General features: G+C 66.6%; 23 protein-coding genes, 1 tRNA gene and 1 pseudogene. 7 read left to right on the forward strand and 18 right to left on the reverse strand.

Going from position 1 to position 20,344, the window contains the following annotated elements; translation table 11 throughout:
- Window positions 1–92: 92 nt before the first annotated feature.
- The 4 genes from ACLBYA_RS17380 to ACLBYA_RS17395 all read right to left on the reverse strand — a co-directional run bounded on the left by ACLBYA_RS17380 (window position 93) and on the right by ACLBYA_RS17395 (window position 2,682).
- Window positions 93–473 (reverse strand): MFS transporter, encoded by a 381-nt coding sequence (locus ACLBYA_RS17380; protein ID WP_447710677.1) that lies wholly within the window; start codon window positions 471–473, stop codon window positions 93–95.
- Window positions 474–492: 19 nt separating this feature from the next.
- Window positions 493–762 carry a hypothetical protein gene (locus tag ACLBYA_RS17385; RefSeq protein ID WP_447710678.1) on the reverse strand — a complete coding sequence of 90 codons (270 nt, stop codon included), beginning with the start codon at window positions 760–762 and terminating at the stop codon, window positions 493–495.
- A gap of 361 nt (window positions 763–1,123) precedes the next feature.
- Window positions 1,124–1,999 (reverse strand): glycoside hydrolase family 16 protein, encoded by an 876-nt coding sequence (locus ACLBYA_RS17390; protein ID WP_447710679.1) that lies wholly within the window; start codon window positions 1,997–1,999, stop codon window positions 1,124–1,126.
- A gap of 389 nt (window positions 2,000–2,388) precedes the next feature.
- Complete coding sequence (locus ACLBYA_RS17395; protein ID WP_447710680.1) at window positions 2,389–2,682, reverse strand: MerR family transcriptional regulator; 294 nt, start codon at window positions 2,680–2,682, stop codon at window positions 2,389–2,391.
- A 155-nt stretch (window positions 2,683–2,837) separates the two neighbouring features.
- Here ACLBYA_RS17395 and ACLBYA_RS17400 point away from each other — a divergent pair, with 155 nt between their 5' ends.
- Both ACLBYA_RS17400 and ACLBYA_RS17405 read left to right on the forward strand, forming a co-directional pair.
- Window positions 2,838–3,281, forward strand: coding sequence for an Hsp20/alpha crystallin family protein (locus ACLBYA_RS17400; protein WP_447710888.1), 444 nt, complete (start codon window positions 2,838–2,840; stop codon window positions 3,279–3,281).
- An 829-nt stretch (window positions 3,282–4,110) separates the two neighbouring features.
- Window positions 4,111–4,342, forward strand: a pseudogene (locus ACLBYA_RS17405) (tyrosine-type recombinase/integrase); the annotation flags it as partial.
- A gap of 23 nt (window positions 4,343–4,365) precedes the next feature.
- Here ACLBYA_RS17405 and ACLBYA_RS17410 read toward each other — a convergent pair.
- From ACLBYA_RS17410 to ACLBYA_RS17430, 5 genes are all read right to left on the reverse strand, one after another.
- A tRNA-Ala gene (locus tag ACLBYA_RS17410) sits at window positions 4,366–4,438 on the reverse strand.
- A 51-nt stretch (window positions 4,439–4,489) separates the two neighbouring features.
- Window positions 4,490–5,530, reverse strand: coding sequence for a divisome protein SepX/GlpR (sepX, locus tag ACLBYA_RS17415; protein ID WP_447710681.1), 1,041 nt, complete (start codon window positions 5,528–5,530; stop codon window positions 4,490–4,492).
- 220 nt (window positions 5,531–5,750) lie between these two features.
- Complete coding sequence (locus ACLBYA_RS17420; protein WP_447710682.1) at window positions 5,751–6,404, reverse strand: GNAT family N-acetyltransferase; 654 nt, start codon at window positions 6,402–6,404, stop codon at window positions 5,751–5,753.
- A 71-nt stretch (window positions 6,405–6,475) separates the two neighbouring features.
- Window positions 6,476–7,729 (reverse strand): molybdotransferase-like divisome protein Glp, encoded by a 1,254-nt coding sequence (glp, locus tag ACLBYA_RS17425; protein ID WP_447710683.1) that lies wholly within the window; start codon window positions 7,727–7,729, stop codon window positions 6,476–6,478.
- Window positions 7,730–7,768: 39 nt separating this feature from the next.
- On the reverse strand, window positions 7,769–8,680 hold the full coding sequence (locus ACLBYA_RS17430) for a UTP--glucose-1-phosphate uridylyltransferase (protein WP_447710684.1): 912 nt from the start codon (window positions 8,678–8,680) through the stop codon (window positions 7,769–7,771).
- Window positions 8,681–8,733: 53 nt separating this feature from the next.
- On the opposite strand from ACLBYA_RS17430, the gene ACLBYA_RS17435 reads away from it, so the two are divergent.
- The 4 genes from ACLBYA_RS17435 to mscL all read left to right on the forward strand — a co-directional run bounded on the left by ACLBYA_RS17435 (window position 8,734) and on the right by mscL (window position 10,942).
- Window positions 8,734–9,324 (forward strand): 5-formyltetrahydrofolate cyclo-ligase, encoded by a 591-nt coding sequence (locus ACLBYA_RS17435; protein ID WP_447710685.1) that lies wholly within the window; start codon window positions 8,734–8,736, stop codon window positions 9,322–9,324.
- A gap of 58 nt (window positions 9,325–9,382) precedes the next feature.
- Window positions 9,383–9,748 (forward strand): FmdB family zinc ribbon protein, encoded by a 366-nt coding sequence (locus tag ACLBYA_RS17440; protein ID WP_447710686.1) that lies wholly within the window; start codon window positions 9,383–9,385, stop codon window positions 9,746–9,748.
- Between the two features lie 62 nt (window positions 9,749–9,810).
- Window positions 9,811–10,461, forward strand: a complete 651-nt coding sequence (locus ACLBYA_RS17445; protein WP_447710687.1) for an SAF domain-containing protein — start codon at window positions 9,811–9,813, stop codon at window positions 10,459–10,461.
- Window positions 10,462–10,525: 64 nt separating this feature from the next.
- Window positions 10,526–10,942 (forward strand): large-conductance mechanosensitive channel protein MscL, encoded by a 417-nt coding sequence (gene mscL / locus ACLBYA_RS17450; protein WP_447710688.1) that lies wholly within the window; start codon window positions 10,526–10,528, stop codon window positions 10,940–10,942.
- Between the two features lie 66 nt (window positions 10,943–11,008).
- On the opposite strand, the gene ACLBYA_RS17455 is transcribed toward mscL, so the two are convergent.
- From ACLBYA_RS17455 to rpmF, 9 genes are all read right to left on the reverse strand, one after another.
- A complete protein-coding gene (locus ACLBYA_RS17455) occupies window positions 11,009–11,362 on the reverse strand; it encodes a hypothetical protein (RefSeq protein ID WP_447710689.1) in 354 nt (117 codons plus the stop codon).
- A gap of 165 nt (window positions 11,363–11,527) precedes the next feature.
- Window positions 11,528–11,872, reverse strand: coding sequence for a hypothetical protein (locus ACLBYA_RS17460; protein WP_447710690.1), 345 nt, complete (start codon window positions 11,870–11,872; stop codon window positions 11,528–11,530).
- Between the two features lie 241 nt (window positions 11,873–12,113).
- The gene (locus tag ACLBYA_RS17465; RefSeq protein ID WP_447710691.1) at window positions 12,114–12,467 is read right to left on the reverse strand and encodes a hypothetical protein; all 354 of its coding nucleotides are present in this window, start codon (window positions 12,465–12,467) and stop codon (window positions 12,114–12,116) included.
- Window positions 12,468–12,565: 98 nt separating this feature from the next.
- On the reverse strand, window positions 12,566–13,219 hold the full coding sequence (locus tag ACLBYA_RS17470; RefSeq protein WP_447710692.1) for an MspA family porin: 654 nt from the start codon (window positions 13,217–13,219) through the stop codon (window positions 12,566–12,568).
- A gap of 663 nt (window positions 13,220–13,882) precedes the next feature.
- On the reverse strand, window positions 13,883–14,380 hold the full coding sequence (locus ACLBYA_RS17475; RefSeq protein WP_447710693.1) for a MogA/MoaB family molybdenum cofactor biosynthesis protein: 498 nt from the start codon (window positions 14,378–14,380) through the stop codon (window positions 13,883–13,885).
- A gap of 92 nt (window positions 14,381–14,472) precedes the next feature.
- The gene (locus ACLBYA_RS17480) at window positions 14,473–15,789 is read right to left on the reverse strand and encodes a S1C family serine protease (protein WP_447710694.1); all 1,317 of its coding nucleotides are present in this window, start codon (window positions 15,787–15,789) and stop codon (window positions 14,473–14,475) included.
- 204 nt (window positions 15,790–15,993) lie between these two features.
- The gene (locus tag ACLBYA_RS17485; protein ID WP_447710889.1) at window positions 15,994–17,451 is read right to left on the reverse strand and encodes an ATP-binding protein; all 1,458 of its coding nucleotides are present in this window, start codon (window positions 17,449–17,451) and stop codon (window positions 15,994–15,996) included.
- Window positions 17,452–17,459: 8 nt separating this feature from the next.
- Complete coding sequence (locus ACLBYA_RS17490; protein ID WP_447710695.1) at window positions 17,460–18,149, reverse strand: response regulator transcription factor; 690 nt, start codon at window positions 18,147–18,149, stop codon at window positions 17,460–17,462.
- A 50-nt stretch (window positions 18,150–18,199) separates the two neighbouring features.
- Window positions 18,200–18,373, reverse strand: coding sequence for a 50S ribosomal protein L32 (gene rpmF / locus ACLBYA_RS17495; protein WP_447710696.1), 174 nt, complete (start codon window positions 18,371–18,373; stop codon window positions 18,200–18,202).
- Between the two features lie 236 nt (window positions 18,374–18,609).
- On the opposite strand from rpmF, the gene ACLBYA_RS17500 reads away from it, so the two are divergent.
- Window positions 18,610–20,292, forward strand: a complete 1,683-nt coding sequence (locus ACLBYA_RS17500; RefSeq protein ID WP_447710890.1) for an acyclic terpene utilization AtuA family protein — start codon at window positions 18,610–18,612, stop codon at window positions 20,290–20,292.
- The last annotated feature ends 52 nt before the right edge of the window (window positions 20,293–20,344 follow it).

The following is a 20,344-nucleotide window of genomic DNA, read 5'->3' on the forward strand; positions in this document are numbered from 1 at the left end:
GTGCGTCAACACGCGGACCCCGAAAAGGAATCAGTTACAGATCCCTTCCTGACACCTCCGGAGGCATTTGAGAAGGACCAACTCGATCTATATCAGCGGACTTCGGTGGAGAAGGTTTCGGCGAAGAACGCCGGTTGGACGCCGTACATCAGGCTGTGCAGCAGGCCGAGCCCGATGAGCATGGCGATGGTGATGGGCCAGAAGTTTCTGGTTTCCAACAGCATCCAGAATGGGATACAGAACGCGGCCAGCCCGGCTGCCCCCCACATGTACACGCGGCCTCTGCCCAGGCGATCGGATGCGGCTCCGGCCAGTGGTAGGGCCAGGACCTGGCCGGTGGATCCGATGCCGAGCAACTGCGAGGCCAGGTCGTCCACCGCGCTGTTCCGATCACTGCGCGCCCCTGCCAGTCTGGCCTGGCTGGCCAGCCGATAACTGCTCCACGGGACGCCGTGGCTGTCCTCGCGTGCCATGCGGTCGACGGCCGCGCGGTCACCGCCGCCAAGTTTGCATATCCCCCAGGGTGCTGATGGTGAATGTGAGCATCATTCGCGCCATGTCCGGATAGCCAGATCCAGCCGAATTCGTCACTGCCAGAATGTCTTCACGGGCTGAATTGAGTTCACCGCGCCAGAAGCGCACATAGCCCATCGTGAACCGCTCGATGCCATCCCCGTCGTGTGCCAGCCACAGTTCCTGACGGGCCCGCTCGGATAGCTCACTGAAGCCGAGTGCCGTGCATTCGTGTTGGGCGGAGGCCAATTGTGCGACCGCCCGATCTGCGCGCCGGAGGCGGGAATTGGCCCAACCGAGCACGAACAGGGCGCACGCGTCCCCCGGTTACCGGTCACTGTGCGTTCACCGAGCATCGAACGCAGGGGGTCAAAATTCAGACGTCGACACGGGGTTATCTTTCAGGCGTCGTCGACACCGCTGAGCGTGATGGCGGCTTCCCGGTTGACCTCGCGCCACAGTAGAGGCCTGCGCTGCCGGTGTACGACGTGTCGAGTCTGTCTCGCGGGGCCCGTGCAAGACTGAGGTGTGAAGCGGTTCAGGTACTTCCGCCGGCGTGGGTCTCAGACCGTCGATCTCTGCGACCGGTCACCCTGCGCACTCCGTTTGATCAAACCAGCGAGTAGACCTTGATCCAGTCCACAACCAATCGCTGCGGGAAGACCGATGTTCGGTCCGGGTCGCCGGTCCACGCGTTGCCTACCGCGGTGTCCAGCACCAGGTAGTAGGGCCACGCTCCGGAGAACGGAGTCCAATCACCACCTCTGGCCTCGTACTCGGAACGAGTGACTGTGGCCATCTCACGGCCGTCCACCGTCCAGGTGATGGCGTCCGGAGTCCAGTCGATGCCGTAGTCGTGGAAGCCCGCCGACAGGTCCACACCGAGATCGGCACCCACACTGTCGAGCTTGACGTCCTGGGTGTTGTCGCTTGCCGAGGGGCCATGGATGTTTCCGGTCCAATGACCGCTGCCTGAGGCCGGACCCATTCCGGGGAGTTCGACAATGTCGATCTCGCCCGCCCGCGGCCAGTCGTACTCGTGCCCCGGTTCCAGGCCGCGTAGCCAAAACGCCGGCAGGATGCCCTTTGTGTAGGGCAGCTGCATCCGGCCCACCACCCGTACCGGGGGACGTACGGATTGCTTGTCACGGGTCACCACACGCGCCGAGGTGTAATCGTATGGCGCACCGCGATTGTCCGGCGGTGGTTCCCGCCGGGTTTCGATGACCAGAGCGCCCGTGTCATTGACGGTCATGTTGGCGGTGCCGTCGGTGTAGTACTGCTTCTCGCCGTCACCCTCGCCCCACCGGTTCTGGACACCCCAAAACGTCCCGGTTTCGGCGAGGTTGTCGAAATCACTGCGCCACAGCAATTTCGGTGTGTACTGCGGCTTCTCGGAGGCAACCTCGACAGCCGCCGCAGGCCGATCAGTTGGCTCGTCCGCTGCTGTACATCCGGCGCAGGCCAGCAGCGCGCTCAGACTCACAGCAACCGTTCGCAACTGTTGACGGAGTATCACGGCCAGTATCGTGCCACAGGCGACGAACGAGCCTGGAACTCCTGTTACGACGATGCAGCCATCGCCGGAGCCTGCTACGAGCACTTCTGCACTTCGGGCTTCATCGAATCAATCCACTTATTCCTTCCGACGGGTCTGTTGCATGAATAGGTGACATCGTCATCTGAGTTTCGGTGCAGTGGAATGGCGAGGGCGATCCGAGCCACTTCACACACCCACCGCGCATCTGTACCCGGAGCGCAATGAGCCCAGACCTGCATCCGACAACTCGATGAGCCCCGATGTACCCGACCTCGTCGTTAATTGCGAACCTGGATGGGAGACCCAAACGCGGACAGCAAAGCCCTTGATCAACTTCAGTGGGACTGATGAGCACGCAATGCGGTGTTGTCGTCTTCAAGGTCGAGGATGAGCGCGATGCCGGCGATGTTCACCCCTGCCGCCACCAGCGCGAGGATCCGAGCGATTCGGTTCAGATCATCGGCGCTGTAGCGCCTGGTGCCACCGGAAGTGCGCTGGGGTGCGAGTAGTCCGCGCTGCTCCCATAGCCGCAGGGATTGAATGGGCGCCCCAGACAGCTCGGCGACCACTGAGATCGCATAGACCGCCCGGTCGGAATCCGGACCGGGCGGCTGGGTGGAGTCAGTCATCGGTGGCCCAATCGCCCCTCGTGGAGTCGGAAGAAAAAAACTTCTGTCGGATACTTGCGAAACACACTCTACACCGGCTATATAAAAACTATGCCATTTGGCATAGATCTACTGACCGTCAGAACAACGAGTTAAGAGTGTTGGAGGTGGCCACCATGTTGGTTCGCAGCGACCCTTTTCGGGATCTGGACCGCTTCACCCAGCAGGTGCTCGGAACAGCAGCTCGCCCGGCCGTCATGCCGATGGATGCGTGGCGCGAGGGTGAGGAGTTCGTGGTCGAGTTCGACTTGCCTGGCATCGATGAACAATCGCTGGATCTCGACATTGAACGCAACGTCGTGACCGTGCGGGCACAACGCCCCGATGTCGATGCAGGCCGAGAAATGCTGGCTACGGAAAGGCAACGCGGGGTGTTTTCTCGACAGCTGGTGCTGGGCGACAATCTCGACACCGAACGCATCCAGGCCGCATACCGGGCGGGGGTGCTACGGCTTCGCATCCCGGTAGCCGAGAAGGCCAAGCCCCGCAAGATCGCCATCGATCACCAGGGCGGTGATCACGACTCGGCATTCAATTCTGCGCGGGTCATCAACGCCTGATTGGCCGGTGCAATGCTGACAACGACAAGCCCAGCGTGCGCGGTAGCGGCGCCGGCACGCGAAGACCATCCCGCCGAGCAGACCGCGGATCATCTGCTCGCGCCTGAGGTGGTCGGGTTGTTTGCCGAAGTCGACGCCATCCTGTGCGCTGCGGCCCAGGGGCTGATCCCCCCGTGTCAGCCACCGGCACCACCAGCCACCGGATGCGCCTGCCCCCTCAGGCCCCGGTTGGCTGGTCGGGCCACCGAGTGCTCGGTTCACAGAAAGCACCGCCCACAGCACGAGGTGTGGCCGGTGCAGCGCAGTCCCCCGGAACCGGGCCGCGCGACATAGACGAAAGGAGGTATCGCATCACTCTTGTCACAGGCAAGCCGCCCCGGTGCGCACATACACGGCGTTCGTCGCGATGGACACGCCAAAGCTCGTGCGAGCAACCATCTGCCCGGGGCGGCTTCTGCCTGTCCAGCGACGACGATGCTAGGTCACCAATCCAGACCTGGCGGTCACTGCTCAACGCCCCGTATAGCTGCAAAATCCACACCTGTGCGCCGGGCAAACGAACGCGCGGCTAGACCATTCAAGTCCGCGTGACTCCATGACCATCGCTACCGGACGGCCACTGCTTCCGGCACGCAACGTGGCGGACTTGCCGCTTCGACCCGCGGACGATTTGTGGGATCGACCAGAAACCCGGCTCTACCGCTATTGGGTACTTACTGAGTGCACTAAACAGGGGCGGATGCAATGGGAAAGATTTCTTGGTTCCTGCGACTACTCGGCACGGCACGGTCGCTGGTTCACTCCTCGCCCTGACCACACCAACAAAACTACGTTCCCAGCCATCACGCCTCACGACCTACGCCACACGGCAGCAAGTCTCGCCGTCAGCGTGCGCGCCAATGTGAAGGCCGTCCAGCGGATGCTCGGCCACGCGAAGGCGGTCAATGACTCTCGATACCTACGCAGATCTACTTGACGAGGATTTGGATGAAGTGGCGGACCGCCTCGAAGCAGCCATCCAAGCTACTGCGGACGGCCTCGAAAACCTGATGGGCAGCTAACGCCCTGAACTGCTCAAACTCTGTGGAGCTAAGGGGAATCGAACCCCTGACCTTCTCGATGCGAACGAGACGCGCTACCAACTGCGCTATAGCCCCTTGACCGATCAGAAGGCTACCAGGAAGACCTGCGCCGACTGAAACCGGTGGTCACTGACCCGACGCGCGCGGCAGGTCATAGTGCCGCGAGTAGGACGCGTACTCCAGGTGCTCGAAGATCGGGTCCTCGTCGTCGATCTCCAGGACGGCAGCTCCGGGGCGACGCAGCCGGGAGGGCACCACGTCGAAATCACCGTCCTCGGTGTTCTCGACACCGAGCCGGGACCGCATCATGCGCTGCGCGCGACGACGCCTCAGCTGCTCCTCGATACGGGTCTGGCGTCGCAGGTAGGCCAGGTACAGCACAGTGATGGCGCCGGCCGCACCGGCGGCCCACCACATCGTCGGCGACAGCACCAGCGACAGCACCACGGCGAGCACCAGCACCACGGACATGGCCAGCAGCATCCGCTTGCGGAAGGTGTACTTGCGGGCGCTGACGGCCTGCGCGGTCTTGGATTCGTACCGGTTGCGCCGCGCGGACGCCCTCGAGTCGGCGAGTTCGGGCTCCTCGCCATCGATGTCGTCGAGGCCGTCCTCGGCCTCCAGGCCCGAGGTGTCCTCGACGTACTCGTAGTCGTCGTCGCTCAGATCATCGGTTTCGGTGGACTCCTGCGCAGCCTCGGGCGCCGCGGGCTGCTCGGCCTCGGGCGTCTCGAAATCCAGTGTCAGCTCTTCGTCTTCGGGCGCCTCGGGCGTCTCGGTGTGCAGCGAACCGACCGGCAGCGCACCGGAGTCCTCGTCGACGACATCGACATCGAGGTACGGCGACTCGGCGGGCTCCTCGGCCGCGGCGGCGAGCACCACGGCACGCTTGCGGGACGGTTCGTCGTCGAATTCGGCCTGCAGATCGGCGTCGAATTCGGCGTCATCCTCGGCGGTGGGCTTCCAGTCCGGATCACCGCGATGGCCGGCGCTCGCGCGCGGCCGCCGCAACCGGGCGTTGCGTCCCGAATTGAGCACGCGGGTAGCCAACGCGACGTCGCTGGTGCGCCGCACGTTGTCGCGCTTGCTCACCAGCATCGGCACCAGCACAAAAAGCCAGAGAACGACGAGGGAGATCCACAACAGAGATTGGGGGATGCTTGGCATGATGCCTGCTCCTTTCCCCTTCAGGCTAGGTCCGTGACCTGCGCATCCGTCCGCGGCGCGCCGAGGTCAATTACACACCTGTAATTCGCCGGATACAAGCACCATTAGCCACATAAGTCACACAAGTAACAATTCGTGTCGCTGGGAATGGCCGAAACACGCGTTTCTGGGGCATTTGCGGCCGCGAGAACCCCGGGTACGCGAGTTTCGCCGAAAACCGTCAGGTCCAGCTGGCCCGGCCGGTCCGCACCAGCGCCGCCGCCACCGACCCGACGACCTCCTCGATGGTGATCGCCACCAGCAGGTGATCACGCCACCCCCCGTCGACATCGAGATACCGCTTGAGCAGGCCTTCCTCCCGAAAACCCACCTTGGCCAGCACCGCCCGGCTGGCCACGTTCTCCGGCCGCACGGTGGCCTCCACCCGGTGCAGCATCACCGGTCCGAACGCATGGTCCAAGCCCAACGCCAGCGCCGCCGTCGCCACCCCGCCGCCGGTGGACTGCTTGGTGACCCAGTAGCCGATCCAGGCCGACCGCAGCGCTCCGTGGGTGACATTGCCGATCGTGATCTGGCCGGCGAACTGGCCGTCGAGTTCGATGACCCACGGCAACATCCGGCCGCGCCGGGCCTCACCCCGCAGCCCCGAGCACACCGCAGGCCACGACGAAAGTGCATGGCGCGCCTCCCAACTCACCTCGGAGCTGGGCTCCCACGGCTCCAGATGCGCCCGCTCTGCCAACCGCAGCCGGCTCCACTGCGAGCCGTCACGCAGCCGCACCGGGCGCAACGTCACCACCCCGGCGGGCACCCGCAACGGTCCGACCGGCACTGGCCAGCCCGGGTGCGCCGGACTGGTACGCCAGCGATTCACGCGGTTGCCTCGCAGGCTCGGCTCCCGCGTGCCTGCCCTCGGTTCGCTCCGCAAGCGTCGCTCACGGCCGGTCAGCCGCGTTGTGCCAGGAAGGCGACGTCGACGACCTCGCCGGTACGGATCTGCTCGGCCTCACTGGGCACCACGACAAGGCAGTTGGCCTCGGCCAGGGTGGCCAGCAGATGCGAGGACGCCCCGGGCGCGCCGCCGAGGGCCTGCACCAGGTACTCACCGGTGTCCTGATCGCGCATCAGCTGACCGCGCAGGTAGCCCTTGCGGCCGGCGACCGAGGTGATCGGGGCCAACGTCCGCGCCTGGATGACCCGGCGCAGCGGTTGCCGCTTGCCCAGCGACATCCGGATCAGCGGCCGCACCATCACCTCGAACACCACCAGCGCGCTGACCGGGTTGGCCGGCAGCAGGAAGACCGGCACCCCGTCGCGGCCCAGCTGCCCGAAACCCTGCACCGAGCCCGGATGCATCGCGATGCGCGCCACTTCCATCTCGCCGAGTTCGGCGAGCACGGTGCGCACGGACTCGGCCGCCGCCCCACCGACCGCGCCGGCGATCACGACGACCTCCGAGCGGCCGATCTGCCCCTCGACCACCTCGCGCAGCTTGGCGGGATCCGTGTCGACGATCCCGACGCGGTTGACCTCGGCGCCGGCATCGCGACCCGCCGCGGCCAGGGCGTAGGAGTTCACGTCGTAGACCTGGCCATTGCCCGGTGTGCGGGACACGTCGACCAGCTCGCCACCCACCGACAGCACCGACATCCGCGGGCGCGGATGCACCATCACCTTGTCGCGTCCGACCGCCGCGAGCAGGCCCACCTGCGCGGCGCCGATGATGGTGCCGGCCCGCACGGCCACGTCACCGGGCTGCACATCGTCACCGGTGCGCCGCACATAGGCGCCGGAGCGCACACCGCGCAGCACCCGCACCCGGGACTGACCACCGTCGGTCCAGCGCAGCGGTAGCACGGCATCGGCCAACGTCGGCATCGGCGCGCCGGTCTGCACACGAGCCGCCTGTCGCGGCTGCAACCGGCTCGGAGTGCGGGCGCCCGCCTCGATCTCACCCACCACCGGCAGGCTGACCTCGCGATTCAGTCCCTCGTCGTCGGTGCCGCCGACCGACAGCACGTCGACACTGCGCACCGCGTAGCCGTCGATGGCGGCCTGATCGAACCCGGGCAGCGGTCGTTCGGTGACGACTTCCTCCGCGCACATCAAACCCTGGGATTCGGCGATCGCCACCCGGACCGGCCGCGGCGCCACCGCAGCGGCCGCTACTCGAGCCTGCTGCTCCTCAACCGAACGCACCGCACGCCTTTCTCCTCTTCGAAGACCCGCCGTGCGTCGTCAGTTGTCGGCCAGGCCCAATCGCTCGACCAACCAGCGCCGGAGTTCCGGTCCGTAGTCGTCGCGCTCTAGCGCAAAGTCAACCGCAGCCTTGAGGTAGCCGCCGGGATTTCCCAAGTCGTGTCGGGAGCCGCGGTGCACCACGACGTGGACCGGATGCCCCTCGTCGATCAGCAGGGCGATGGCATCGGTGAGCTGGATCTCGCCGCCGACACCGCGGTCGACGCGGCGCAACGCGTCGAAGATCGCGCGGTCGAGCACGTATCGGCCGGCCGCGGCGTACGGCGACGGCGCATCCTCGGCCTTGGGCTTTTCGACCATGCCCTTGACCTTCAGGACGTTCGGGTTGGCCGCATCGGGCACCACCTCGACGTCGAAGACGCCGTACGCACTGATCTCATCGCCGGGCACCTCGATGGCGCACAGCACCGAACCGCCGCGCTTGGCGCGCACCTTCGACATGGTCTCCAGCACCCCGGTGGGCAGCACCAGATCGTCGGGCAACAGGACCGCGATGGCGTCCTCGTCGGGCAGCAGCTTCTCCTCGACGCAGCCGACGGCGTGGCCGAGGCCCAACGGCTCGGCCTGGACCACCGACTCGACCTTGATCAGAGCGGGAGCACGACGCACCTTCTCCAACATGACGTGCTTGCCGCGGGCCTCCAGGGTGCCCTCGAGGATGAGGTCCTCGACGAAGTGCGCGACGACACCGTCCTTGCCCTCGGAGGTGATGATGATCAGCCGCTCGCCACCTGCTTCGGCAGCCTCGGCGGCCACCAGCTCGATACCGGGGGTGTCCACCACCGGCAGCAGTTCCTTGGGAACCGTCTTGGTCGCCGGCAGAAAACGCGTCCCCAGACCCGCCGCGGGGACCACTGCCGTCCGCGGGATCGGTACCTGTGCCTGTGTCATCGTTGACACAGTAATGCCCATTGGGGGTTCAGGCGAAGGGTGTCGGCGCAAACGTGGCAACTCTGACAAAACCGGCGCTCAGAACTAAGATTCTCGCGGCTCGCCGGGCACTCTCGGCATCGGATCGGGCAACCGAAACCCGTTCCCTGCAAACGCAAGTATCCGAACTTACCGTCGATGTGCACACCGTGGGGGCCTACATACCCGTCGGTTCCGAACCCGGCGCCGACAGCGAATCGGTACCGCTGCTGGACAACCTCACCGGCGTGCGGATCCTGCTGCCGATCGCCCGCACCGGCCAACCCATGCAGTGGGCGCTCTACCGGCCCGGCGAGCTGGTCGGGGCCCCGTTCGGGCTGCGCGAGCCCGCGCCGCCGTGGCTACCATCCGAGGCGATCGCCGAGGCGAGCGTGCTGCTGGTGCCCGCGCTGGCCGTCGCCCGCGACGGCACCCGACTGGGCCGCGGTGCCGGCTTCTACGACAGGGCACTGACACTGGCCGACCCGGCCGCCGACCTGATCGCCGTGGTCCGCGATGACGAATTGCTCGACGAGGTGCCCGCCGAACCCCACGATGTGCCGATGACGCATGCGCTGACGCCGGGCCGGGGGCTGGTGCGATTGGGAATGACGGGGCCCACATAGCGGTTCTGGCACTTGGGCCGGTAGAGTGCCAATTAGTTTGACTGTCTCGGAGGTTGTCGTGCCTACCTATTCCTACGCGTGTACCGAGTGTGACAATCGGTTCGACGTGGTCCAGGCGTTCAGTGACGATTCGCTGACCGCCTGCCCGAAGTGCAACGGACGGCTGCGCAAGCTGTTCGGCAAGGTGGGCGTCGTGTTCAAGGGCAGCGGCTTCTACCGCAATGACAGCCGCGGTGCCTCGACGTCGACCGACTCGAGCTCCACCTCCAAGAGCGGCGAGAGCTCGTCGTCCTCCAGCAGCTCCTCGGACTCGGGGTCCTCCTCGTCCTCCAGTTCGTCGAGCACGGCGGCCTCGTCATCGTCTTCCTCGTCATCGTCTTCCTCGACCACCAGCAGCTCGACGCCGGCCGCCGCCTCCAGCTGAGTTATCCACAGGCCCGCCGCAACGGGCTGTCCGGCAGCGTGATGTCGTCCTAGCGTTGGCTGGTGGGGGAATCACTGAATCCATCGGCCCTGAGCCGGCTGCGCGCGTCACTTCGTCCCGACTGGACCCGTACGGTTACGGCCCGGCGCATCGCCGCCGGGCTGCTCGTGATCCTGGCTGCAGTGGCCGCGCTGCGCCCCGATCCCGCCGCCGAACGCGCCGACATCGTGGTCGCCATCGCGGACCTGGCCCCCGGCGAGCCGCTCACACCGGACGATGTCGCGCTCGAATCCCGTTTGGCGGCAACCGTTCCCGATGGCGCGTTATCCGATATCGAACAAGTGGTGGGCGCCCACCTGACCGGGCCGGCCCGCCGCGGGGAAGTGCTTACCGACGTCCGACTGCTCGGGTCCCGGCTGACCGAGGCGACGGCCGGACCGGACGCCCGGATCGTGCCCGTCCCGTTGGCCGACGAGGCCCTCGTCGAGCTGATCCGTCCGGGCGATGTGGTGGACGTGCTGGCCGCCGGGGAGGGACTGGACACCACACCGGAGGTGATCGCGACCCGCGCCGTGGTGGCCATGGTCTCGGCCGAGCCGTCCGGACCGGCCGGTGCGACGCAGCGGGTCGTCCTGGTGGTGTTGCCCCGCCAGGCCGCGAACGCCGTCGCCGGCGCCGCGCTCACCGGGCACATCACGGTCACATTTCACTGACCCCACCCCGACGGCCTGTTCGGTTACTGTTTCCCCACACACCGATCTGCTGGAAGGGTCCCGCATGTTGAAGGGTTTCAAAGAGTTCCTGCTGCGCGGGAACATCATCGATCTGGCCACCGCGGTCGTCATCGGTACCGCATTCACCGCACTGGTCACGGCGTTCACCGATAGCATCATCCAGCCGCTGATCGACCGGATCGGCGCCGGCGGAGATTCCGATTACGGCATCCTGCGCATTCCGATCGGCGGCGACCAGACCATCGACCTGAACGTGCTGCTGTCGGCGACCATCAACTTCGTCCTGATCGCGGCCGTCGTCTACTTCATCATCGTGCTGCCGTTCAGCAAGTTCCGTAAGGAAAAGGAAGAGACGGTCGAGGCCGAGGTGGTTCTGCTGACCGAGATCCGCGATCTGCTGGCTCAGCGCCCCGGGCCGACGGCCGAGCAGCGCCTCGACCCGGATGTGCCCAAGTCCTGACCGCAGAACACAGAAACGCCCGGCTGGTGACCGCCGGGCGTTTTCTGTATGAGGTTCAGGTGCGGATCACCAGTCGCCGATCGGCGGGCTGAACACGAAGGCACCGTTCGAGTCGAGGTTGAACGGTGCAGACCGGGTGCCGGGCACAGCCTTGACGGTGTCGACGTGCACACCCTCGCCCTGCGCATGCACGATGCCCGCATCAGCGGAGCGGGTGTCAAGGAAGCCGCGGGCCTCGCCGTAATCGGCGACGCGCAGCGCGTTGTCATCGACCACGAGGGCCTGCCGGCTGGTCACATACGGTGCGGGCGCGGACTCCTGGACCTCGGCACCGGCGGTCCCCGCACCCAGACCTGCAAGGACGGCCGCTCCGGCGAACGAACCGATGCCGAGCGCTGCGAACTTCTTCGACAATGCCATGACCACCACTTTCCGAGCTGTTTCCCAGTGTTAACACCTGGTGTCCCAATAGTAGCGTGCGCACCGTCGCAGAGTTGCCGCTTCTCCGGAGCGTCTGGCAAAGCAGAACGCCCGGTCGGGGATTCCGGCCGGGCGCTACGCTACGACTGAGGCGTTACGTGATGATCACCAGTCGCCGATCGGCGGGCTGAACACGAACGAACCGTTGGACTCCAGGTTGAACGGCGCCGAGGTCGTGCCCGGCACCGCCTTGACGGTGTCGACATGCACACCCTCACCCTGGGCGTGCACGATGCCGGCATCGGCCGACCGGGTGTCCAGGAAGCCACGGGCCTGACCGTAGTCGGCGACGCGCAGCGCGTTCTCGTCGATGACGACGGCCTGCCGGCTGGTGACGTACGGCGCCGGTGCGGACTCTTGGACTTCGGCGTTGGCGGTCCCCGCGTTCAGGCCCGCGAAAGCGGCGGCCATCGCACCCGCACCGAGCGCGAGAGCGGTGGGCTTCTTCAAGCTCCGAGTACGTCCAAAAGCATGCTTGGACATTCGGCACTTCCCTTCTGATGTCACGGCTGTCGGATTGAGCCCGTTGGCGATCAACAGTTTCCGGGCCCAGCACGAAAACGATCCTTACACGCCGGGAGCGAGTCTGCAGTGCAACGTCGCGCCGCTCGGAACAGGCCCGGACAGCAGAACACCCGGCCGGGAAACCCGGCCGGGTGCGCTGTCGAAAAAAGGGGAGGCTAGGCGTCGATCACCAGTCGCCGATGGGCGGGCTGAACTGGAACGAGCCGTTGGACTCCAGGTTGAACGGAGCCGCGGTCGTGCCCGGGACAGCCTTGACGGTGTCGACATGCACACCCTCGCCCTGCGCGTGGACGATGCCGGCGTCGCCGGAGCGGGTGTCCAGGAAGCCACGAGCCTGGCCGTAATCGGCGACGCGCAGTGCGTTGTCGTCGATCAGGATGGCCTGACGGCTGGTGACGTACGGCGCGGGCGCCGACTCCTGAACCTCAGCACTTGCGGTGGCGGCAGCGAAGCCCGCCAGCAGCGTGGCGCCGGCGAACGTACCGATGCCGACAACCGCGACCTTCTTGAATGCAGCCATGAATCGAACCTTCCGTTCTGGTTGGGTGCCCGGTGTCACTATGTGGCCCGCCTGTCGAAGCACGGACCACATAGCAACGTCGAGCTAGGAGCGAACGGTCAGTTCATGTTCCAGGGCGCACCGTAGGTGGTGACGCTGTCACCCTCGGCCGCGATCAGGCGGGCGTAGGGACGCAGCAGCACACCGCCGGCAGCACCGGTGACGGTGCCGTGAGCGTTGGACACGGCGACGGCACCCTCGGAGCCACCGACCTCAGCGGAGAAGGTCGCGACTTCCTGGATACCCGGGCCGTTGCCCAGGTCGGCGCTGATCGAGACACCGGGGAACAGCGGCGGGGTCACGATGGCCGGGATCAGGTCGAAGTCGACACCGAGCGGGCCGGCGTAGCCGTAGTCCTGACCGTCGAACGCGATGTTCGGGGTGGTGTAGCTGAAGTTGATGCCGACGCCCAGCGACCACGGGAAGCCGACCTGGTAGCCCAGCTCCAGGGTGCCCTCGAAGTCCTCAGCGTCCGGGCCGGAGACGATGTACTTCGCCTTGCCGGAGTGGAACCACTCGCGGGTCAGACGGTTGCGATCCAGCGGGAAAACACCGTTCAGGAAGGTGTCCCACTGCTGGATGGTGAGGGTCCGGTCCTTGCCATCCACGAGGCTGAGCTCGTTGTCCAGACCTGCGTTCGAGGTGCCCGTGCTCACGAACATCGCCGCGATTGCCGCGATCATCGCGAGAAACACCCGACTGATTGTCTTCATGTTCTCCCTAAGCTGTGCCGACGGTTGTTGTCCACCGTGTTTTTGATGTGCCACCCCGGCCCTGACCGAAGTTTCACACCCCGCAAGATCTTCATGTGACCGGAATTAGAAACTCCACATTTAGTTCTTACGGTTTGCTCATCGTTGACAGGAGCAACATAACGGTGCGGCATCCACCCGGCAACGCGAGCCGCCCGATCGACTGACGCGGCCGGACCCCCCACAGTTGTTTGCTGCACGAACCCGACGGTAGGAACCGGGGCCGCCTGAGCAGCGGATCAAGATAGCGCGTCGCTATTTGCCCCGCACGCATGGGCAGATACGAAGAACGGCTGGAATCAGGACGATTCCAGCCGTTCGAAGGGAAATCACAGCTCAGCCGTGGTGTGGCGGCACGTTGTCGCGCAGCCAGTGGTCCCGATCCGAATTTTCCTCACGATGATCGCTGTCGCGCTCGTCACGGGTGGTACTCGGAAGTTCCTCTCCGAAGACCGCGTTAACTACATCTCGCGAAGGCCGCCGGGGCTCGGTCACAGTCGGCACTCGCATGTGACGAACATCACAACAAGCGGGAGAAGTCCGTTCACCTGGACGTAACCTGCGGACCCCGAAAAGGGTGCGCGGACCTGCATGATTGTCATTCCGAGACCATCCACGAAGGGGTCAGATGTCCAGCCGGGACAGCTGGCCGATCACCTGGACCGCGAGCGGACCGAGGGTGGCCATGCCGTCACGCACCGCCGCCCGCGAGCCCGCGATGTTGACCACCAGCGTGCTGCCCGAGATACCGGCGAGCCCGCGGGACACCCCGGCATCGACGATGCCGGCCGACAGACCGGAGGCACGCAACGCCTCGGAGATACCCAGCAGCTCGCGGTCGAGCAGTTCGACGGTCGCCTCGGGTGTGACATCGCGGGGGCTCACCCCGGTGCCGCCGACCGAGATCACCAGATCCACTCCGCCGATCACCGCGGTGTTGAGCGCGTTGCGGATTTCCACCTCGTCGGCCGAAACCACCACCACCCCGTCGACCAGGAAGCCGCTCTCCCCCAGTAGCTCGGTGACCAACGGTCCGCTGTGGTCTTCTTCGTCGCCGTGCGCTGTCCGATCGTCGACGACGACGACGAGCGCGCGGCCGACCAACTCCCCTGGTTGTTCCATGCCGCCCACCGTATATCCGCCTGATGACAACGAGGCAGTCAAGGTGGCCGCCAGTTCGGTCACGGTCGCGGGGTCGAGTTCCAGTTCGCCGTTCACTGCGCGGCCTTGCCCAACGTCACATCCATGGTCTGCGAGCCGCCGGGACCGTCGAAGGTCAAGGTGACCTTGGTGCCGGGCGCCTTCGAGCGCACCGCGGCCACCAGGGCATCGGCACTGTTGATCACCCGGCCGTCGACCTTGGTGACCACCACACCGCTGGGCAGGCCGGCCGCGGCGGCCGCACCGCCCTCGGTGACCTCGACGATCTTGGCGCCGTCGACCGAGGCGTCATTGCCCACCTGCACACCCAGCGAGGCATGCGAGGCGGTGCCGCTCTGCACCAGTTCGTCGGCGATCCGCTTGGCCTGGTCGACCGGGATGGCGAAGCCCAGCCCGATCGAACCGCTCTGCGATTCGGCCGACGACCCGCCCAGGGTCGCGATGGCCGAGTTCACGCCCACCAGCTCACCGTTCATGTTGACCAATGCACCACCGGAGTTACCGGGGTTGATCGCGGCGTCGGTCTGGATGGCGTCCAGCACGGTGTTCTGGTTGCGGCTGTCGCCGCCGGCGGCCACCGGCCGGTTCAGCGCGCTGACGATGCCCACGGTGACGGTGCCCTCCAGGCCCAGCGGCGAGCCGATCGCGACGACATCCTGGCCGACCCGCAGGTCCGCGGAGGATCCGAGCGCGATCGGGGTCAGATCGGAGACGCCTTCGGCGCGGACGACGGCAATATCACTGCTGGGATCGGTCCCGACCACCGTGAACGGCGCGGTGCGACCGTCGGCGAAGGTCACCTTGGTCTGCGGCCGGCCACCCGGTGCGTCACCGGCGGCCACCACGTGGTTGTTGGTGAGGATCAGCCCGTCGCTGGACAGGATGATGCCCGACCCCTCCTCCGACGCCCGGCCCATGTTGGTCTCCAGCTTCACGACGCTGGGCACCACCTTGGCCGCCACCTGCTCGACGGTGCCTGCGGGCACACTGGCCGCCGGCATCCCCGGCGTGGCACCGCCGCTGGAGAAGCTGGTGGACGGCTGATCGGGGGTCGCCAGCACCGCGACACCGCCGCCGATACCGGCCGACACCACCGCGATGGCGACCGCGCCCGCCACCAAAACACCTGCCCGCGAACGCTTCTGCGACTGCTGCGGGGTCTGCGACGGCCGGTACGGGTCGTACTGCGGCCGGGGCTGCTGCTGGGTCGGATTGGGCTGCGGCTGCCGGGCGTAGCGCCAGTCGTAGGGCTGCTGCTGCGAGTAACCACCGGTGTAACCCGTCGACCGCCCCTCGTAGCCGTGCTCGTACCCGCCCGGGCCGTTACCCGGTTGGGACGGAGGCGGGGTGTACCTCGGGTGGTTCGTCATAGGTGTCGGCGCTCTTTCTATTGGCTTCTATTGGCGGTTCAGTCACTACGTACAACGCATCGGACGGACCCACAGTGCCGAATCGGGCTGAGAATCCACTTAGAGAAATAGCCGGTGGCTCCCCATGAATTCCCCAAGAATTCCCCACAGTTTTGTCTGTCGACGTCGTCAATTGTCGGCGCTGAGCGGCACGCCGTCCAACGATTACTCCCCGCGTGTCGGGATCGGCGCGGTGGCCGTACCGCTCTCGGGCAGCACCCGGCGACCCGGCAACACCACCCGGATCGAGGTACCTGGCGGATCCCCACCCGGCACCGCGTCCTCCACCTGAAGCGTCCCACCGTGTTTGAGGACGACCTGTTTGACGATGGCCAGCCCCAGCCCCGATCCGGGCATGGCGCGCGCCGAGGTCGACCGGTAGAACCGTTCGAAGACCAGCTCGCGTTCCGGGGCCGGGATGCCCGGCCCGGAATCGGTGATCGCCAGCTCGGCATGCAGGGCATCGCGCTGCCACAGCCGCACCAGCACCCGGGCATCGGGCGGGCTCCACTTGGCGGCGTTGTCCAAGATGTTCATGACGGCCCGCGACAGACCGGCAGCATCACCGTCGACCTGCCAGTCGATCATCTGCACGTCGAACTCAAGGTCGTTGCGGCGACGCCGAACTCGTTCCAGCGCCCGGTCCACCACATCGGGCAGGTCGACCTTCTCCCGGATCATGACACCGGCATCGTCACGGGTCAGATCCACCAAATCGCCCACCAGGGTGGACAATTCCTCGATCTGGGCGATCACATCGGCCTGCAGTTCGGCCATCTCGCCGTCGGGTAGCCGCGGCGCGCCGGGAGCCATCGCGGCCATCAACAACTCGACGTTGGTGCGCAGCGAGGTCAGCGGTGTACGCAACTCGTGGCCCGCGTCGGTGACCAGCCGGGCCTGCCGCTCCCGGGATTCGGCCAGCGCGCGCAGCATCATGTTGAACGAGTCGGTGAGGCGGGCCAGTTCGTCGGTGCCGACCACCGGGATCGGACGCAGATCGTCGGTGCGGGCCACCCGCTCGGCGGCCCGGGTCAGCCTGGCCACCGGTCGCAGGCCGGCCCGGGCGACCATGCCACCGGAGATCGCGGCCACCGCCATGCCCGAGGCGCCGACGATCGCGAGCACCGTGCCCAGCCGGTTGAGCAGCGCCAGGGTGGGCGCCAGGCTCTTGGAGATCAGCAGCGAGTTGCCGTCGGCCAGATGCACCGCCAACACCCGCTGGTTGTTGGCGGTGCGCAGCGACATCAGCAGATCACCCTGCACGACCGCCTTCTCGGGCGCTCCGAGCGGCAGCGTCTGGCCCTGCTGGTTGGCGGTGTAGATATAGCGGCCCGGGCTGACCAGCATGGCGTTGACATCCGAATAGGCCGTGCCCTCGATGGCCTTGCCCGGATCGGCCGCCAGCGACCCGCTCTCGATCAGCAGCTGGGCCCGGCTGTGCAGCTGGGTGTCGATATCGTCGTACACCGAGCGTGACACGACGGCGTAGACCGCGACGGCCATCAACACGACGACCATTGCGACCATCGACATGGCCAGCAGCATCACCCGCCAGCGCAGCGACACGGCACTGACTTCGCGGGTGTAGCGGCGCTGGGTGCCCTCGGTCTCGCGTCGGCGCAGCCGCAGCCTCACGGCGGAGTTTCACGCAGCACGTAACCGACGCCGCGCACGGTGTGGATCAGCCGGGGTTCACCCTCGGCCTCGGTCTTGCGGCGCAGGTAGCCGACGTAGACCTCGAGCGCATTGCCCGAGGTGGGGAAGTCGAAGCCCCACACCTCTTCGAGGATGCGACTACGGGTCAGCACCCGGCGCGGATTGGCGATCAGCATCTCCAGCAGCGAGAACTCGGTGCGGGTCAGGCTGATCGGCCGCTCCCCTCGGGTGACCTCCCGGGTGACCGGGTCCAGGCTCAGATCCGAGAAGGTGAGCGCCCGGTTCTCGGCTGCTTCCTCGGGCGCGGCCCGTCGGCGCAGCAGCGCCCGCATCCGGGCGAGCAGTTCCTCGAGTGCGAACGGCTTGGGCAGATAATCATCGGCACCGGCGTCCAGACCGGCGACACGCTCGGACACCGAGTCGCGCGCGGTGAGAACCAGAATGGGCAGATCGTCGCCGGTGCTGCGGAGATGCCGGCAGACCTCGAGGCCGTCGAGCCTCGGCATCATGACGTCGAGAACCAGGGCGTCCGGCCGATCGCTGGAAATCGCCTCGAGGGCCTCGACCCCGTCCTGAGCGAGATCGACGGAGTATCCGTTGAAGGAGAGCGACCGGCGCAGGGATTCGCGCACCGCGCGATCGTCGTCAACGACAAGAATGCGCACAGCCACAGTGTCGCCCCTCCATCTGAGAGCGACCTGAGAGGCGCGCCGTCCTACTTGCGGTCGAGGTCGACCAGGCCCAGGCGAGCGGCCTTGAGCAGGCGACGCGGCACCTTGTGCTGGGCACCGGCGACGGTGACGTTGACCAGGCCGGTGGCCTCGGTCTTCCACTGCGCGCGGCGGCTACGGGTGTTCGAGCGCGACATCCGGCGCTTGGGCACAGCCATGATCGGGATCTCCTCTTGCGGGGTTTCCGCCGCGCATACAACAGCGACGGCAATTTGCACTAAAGGATAGCCCGCACCGCCGGATGCCTCCAAACCGCCGAACCTCGACGGCCGCTACGCAAGACTGGGATACCGACCAATCGAGCCTGACCCCCTTGACGCGGTACCGTCGGTACCGACTAACCTACCTACCGGTTGGTCGGAGGGCGATGGGAGTGCGAGTGGCGTTGGCTGCAGTGCGGATCGGCAACTGCTCGGGGTTCTACGGAGACCGCCTGTCCGCCATGCGCGAGATGCTCGCCGGCGGTGACCTGGACTATCTGACCGGTGACTATCTGGCCGAGCTGACCATGCTGATCCTGGCCCGCGACCGCGCCCGCAACGCCGAGCTGGGATACGCCAAGACCTTCCTGCGCCAGCTCGACGACACCCTGGGCCTCGCGCTCGACCGGGGCGTGAAGATCGTGACCAACGCCGGCGGACTCAACCCCGCCGGGCTGGCCACCGCGGTCCGGGCACTGGCCGACCGGTTGGGACTGGCGGTCAACGTCGCGCACGTCGAGGGCGACGACCTGGTCACCCGGGCCGACGAGCTCGGCTTCGGCTCGATGCTGGCGGCCAATGCTTACCTGGGCGCCTGGGGCATCGTCGACTGCCTGAACTCCGGGGCCGACGTGGTGGTCACCGGCCGGGTGACCGACGCCTCGGTGGTCGTCGGCCCGGCCGCAGCCCACTTCGGCTGGACCCGCACCGACCATGACTGTTTGGCCGGGGCCGTCGCCGCCGGACACATCATCGAATGCGGTACCCAGGCCACCGGGGGCAACTACTCGTTTTTCACCGAGATCGCGGACCTGCGCAACCCGGGCTTCCCGATCGCCGAGATCTCGGCCGACGGTTCCTCGGTCGTCACCAAGCACGCCGGCACCGGCGGACTGGTCAGCACCGGCACTGTCACCGCACAGCTGCTCTATGAGATCACCGGTGCCCGCTACACCAATCCGGACGTCACGCTGCGGATGGACTCGGTGACGCTCAGTCAGGACGGGCCGGACCGGGTGCGGGTGTCCGGTGTCCGCGGGGAGGCCCCGCCGCCGACGCTGAAGGTGTCACTGAACAGCATCGGCGGCTTCCGTAATGCGACCACCTTTGTGCTGACCGGGCTGGACATCGATGCCAAGGCCGATCTGCTGCGCGAGCAGTTGGAGGGCTCGCTAAAAGTGCGACCCGCCGAGCTGGTGTGGACACTGGCCCGCACCGATCATCCCGACGCCGATACCGAGGAGACCGCCAGCGCGCTGTTGCACTGCGTCGTCCGCGATCTCGACGCGAGCGTCGTGGGCCGTCAGTTCTCCTCCGCTGCAGTCGAACTCGCACTGGCCAGCTATCCCGGCTTCACCTCGACGGCACCACCGGGTGATGGTCAGATCTACGGGGTGTTCACCCCCGGGCACGTCGACGCCACCCTGGTACCGCATGTGGCGGTGCACGCCGACGGCACCCGCGTCGCCATCGAGCCGGCCACCGACACGCTGGAACTGGCCCCCGTCGCGGAACCCGTGCTGCCCGAACCGCTTCCGGCCGGCCCGACCGTGCGGGCCCCGCTCGGGCGCATCGCCGGGGCCCGCAGTGGCGACAAGGGCGGGTCCGCCAACGTCGGCGTCTGGGTCCGGACCGATGACGAATGGTCCTGGCTGGCACACACTCTGACCGTCGACGCGCTGCGCGACCTGCTTCCCGAGACCGCCGACCTGCCGGTGACCCGGCACCTGCTACCCCAGCTGCGAGCCGTCAACTTCGTCATCGAGGACATCCTCGGCCGCGGGGTGGCGTATCAGGCCCGCTTCGACCCGCAGGCAAAGGGACTCGGCGAATGGCTGCGATCCCGTCACGTCGACATTCCGGAAAGGCTGTTGTGATGCGAGGCACGAGCGAGGACCGGAGCAAGAGAGCCGAGCGATGAGGACAAGC

The sequence above is a fragment of the Mycobacterium sp. C31M genome (assembly GCF_053345865.1).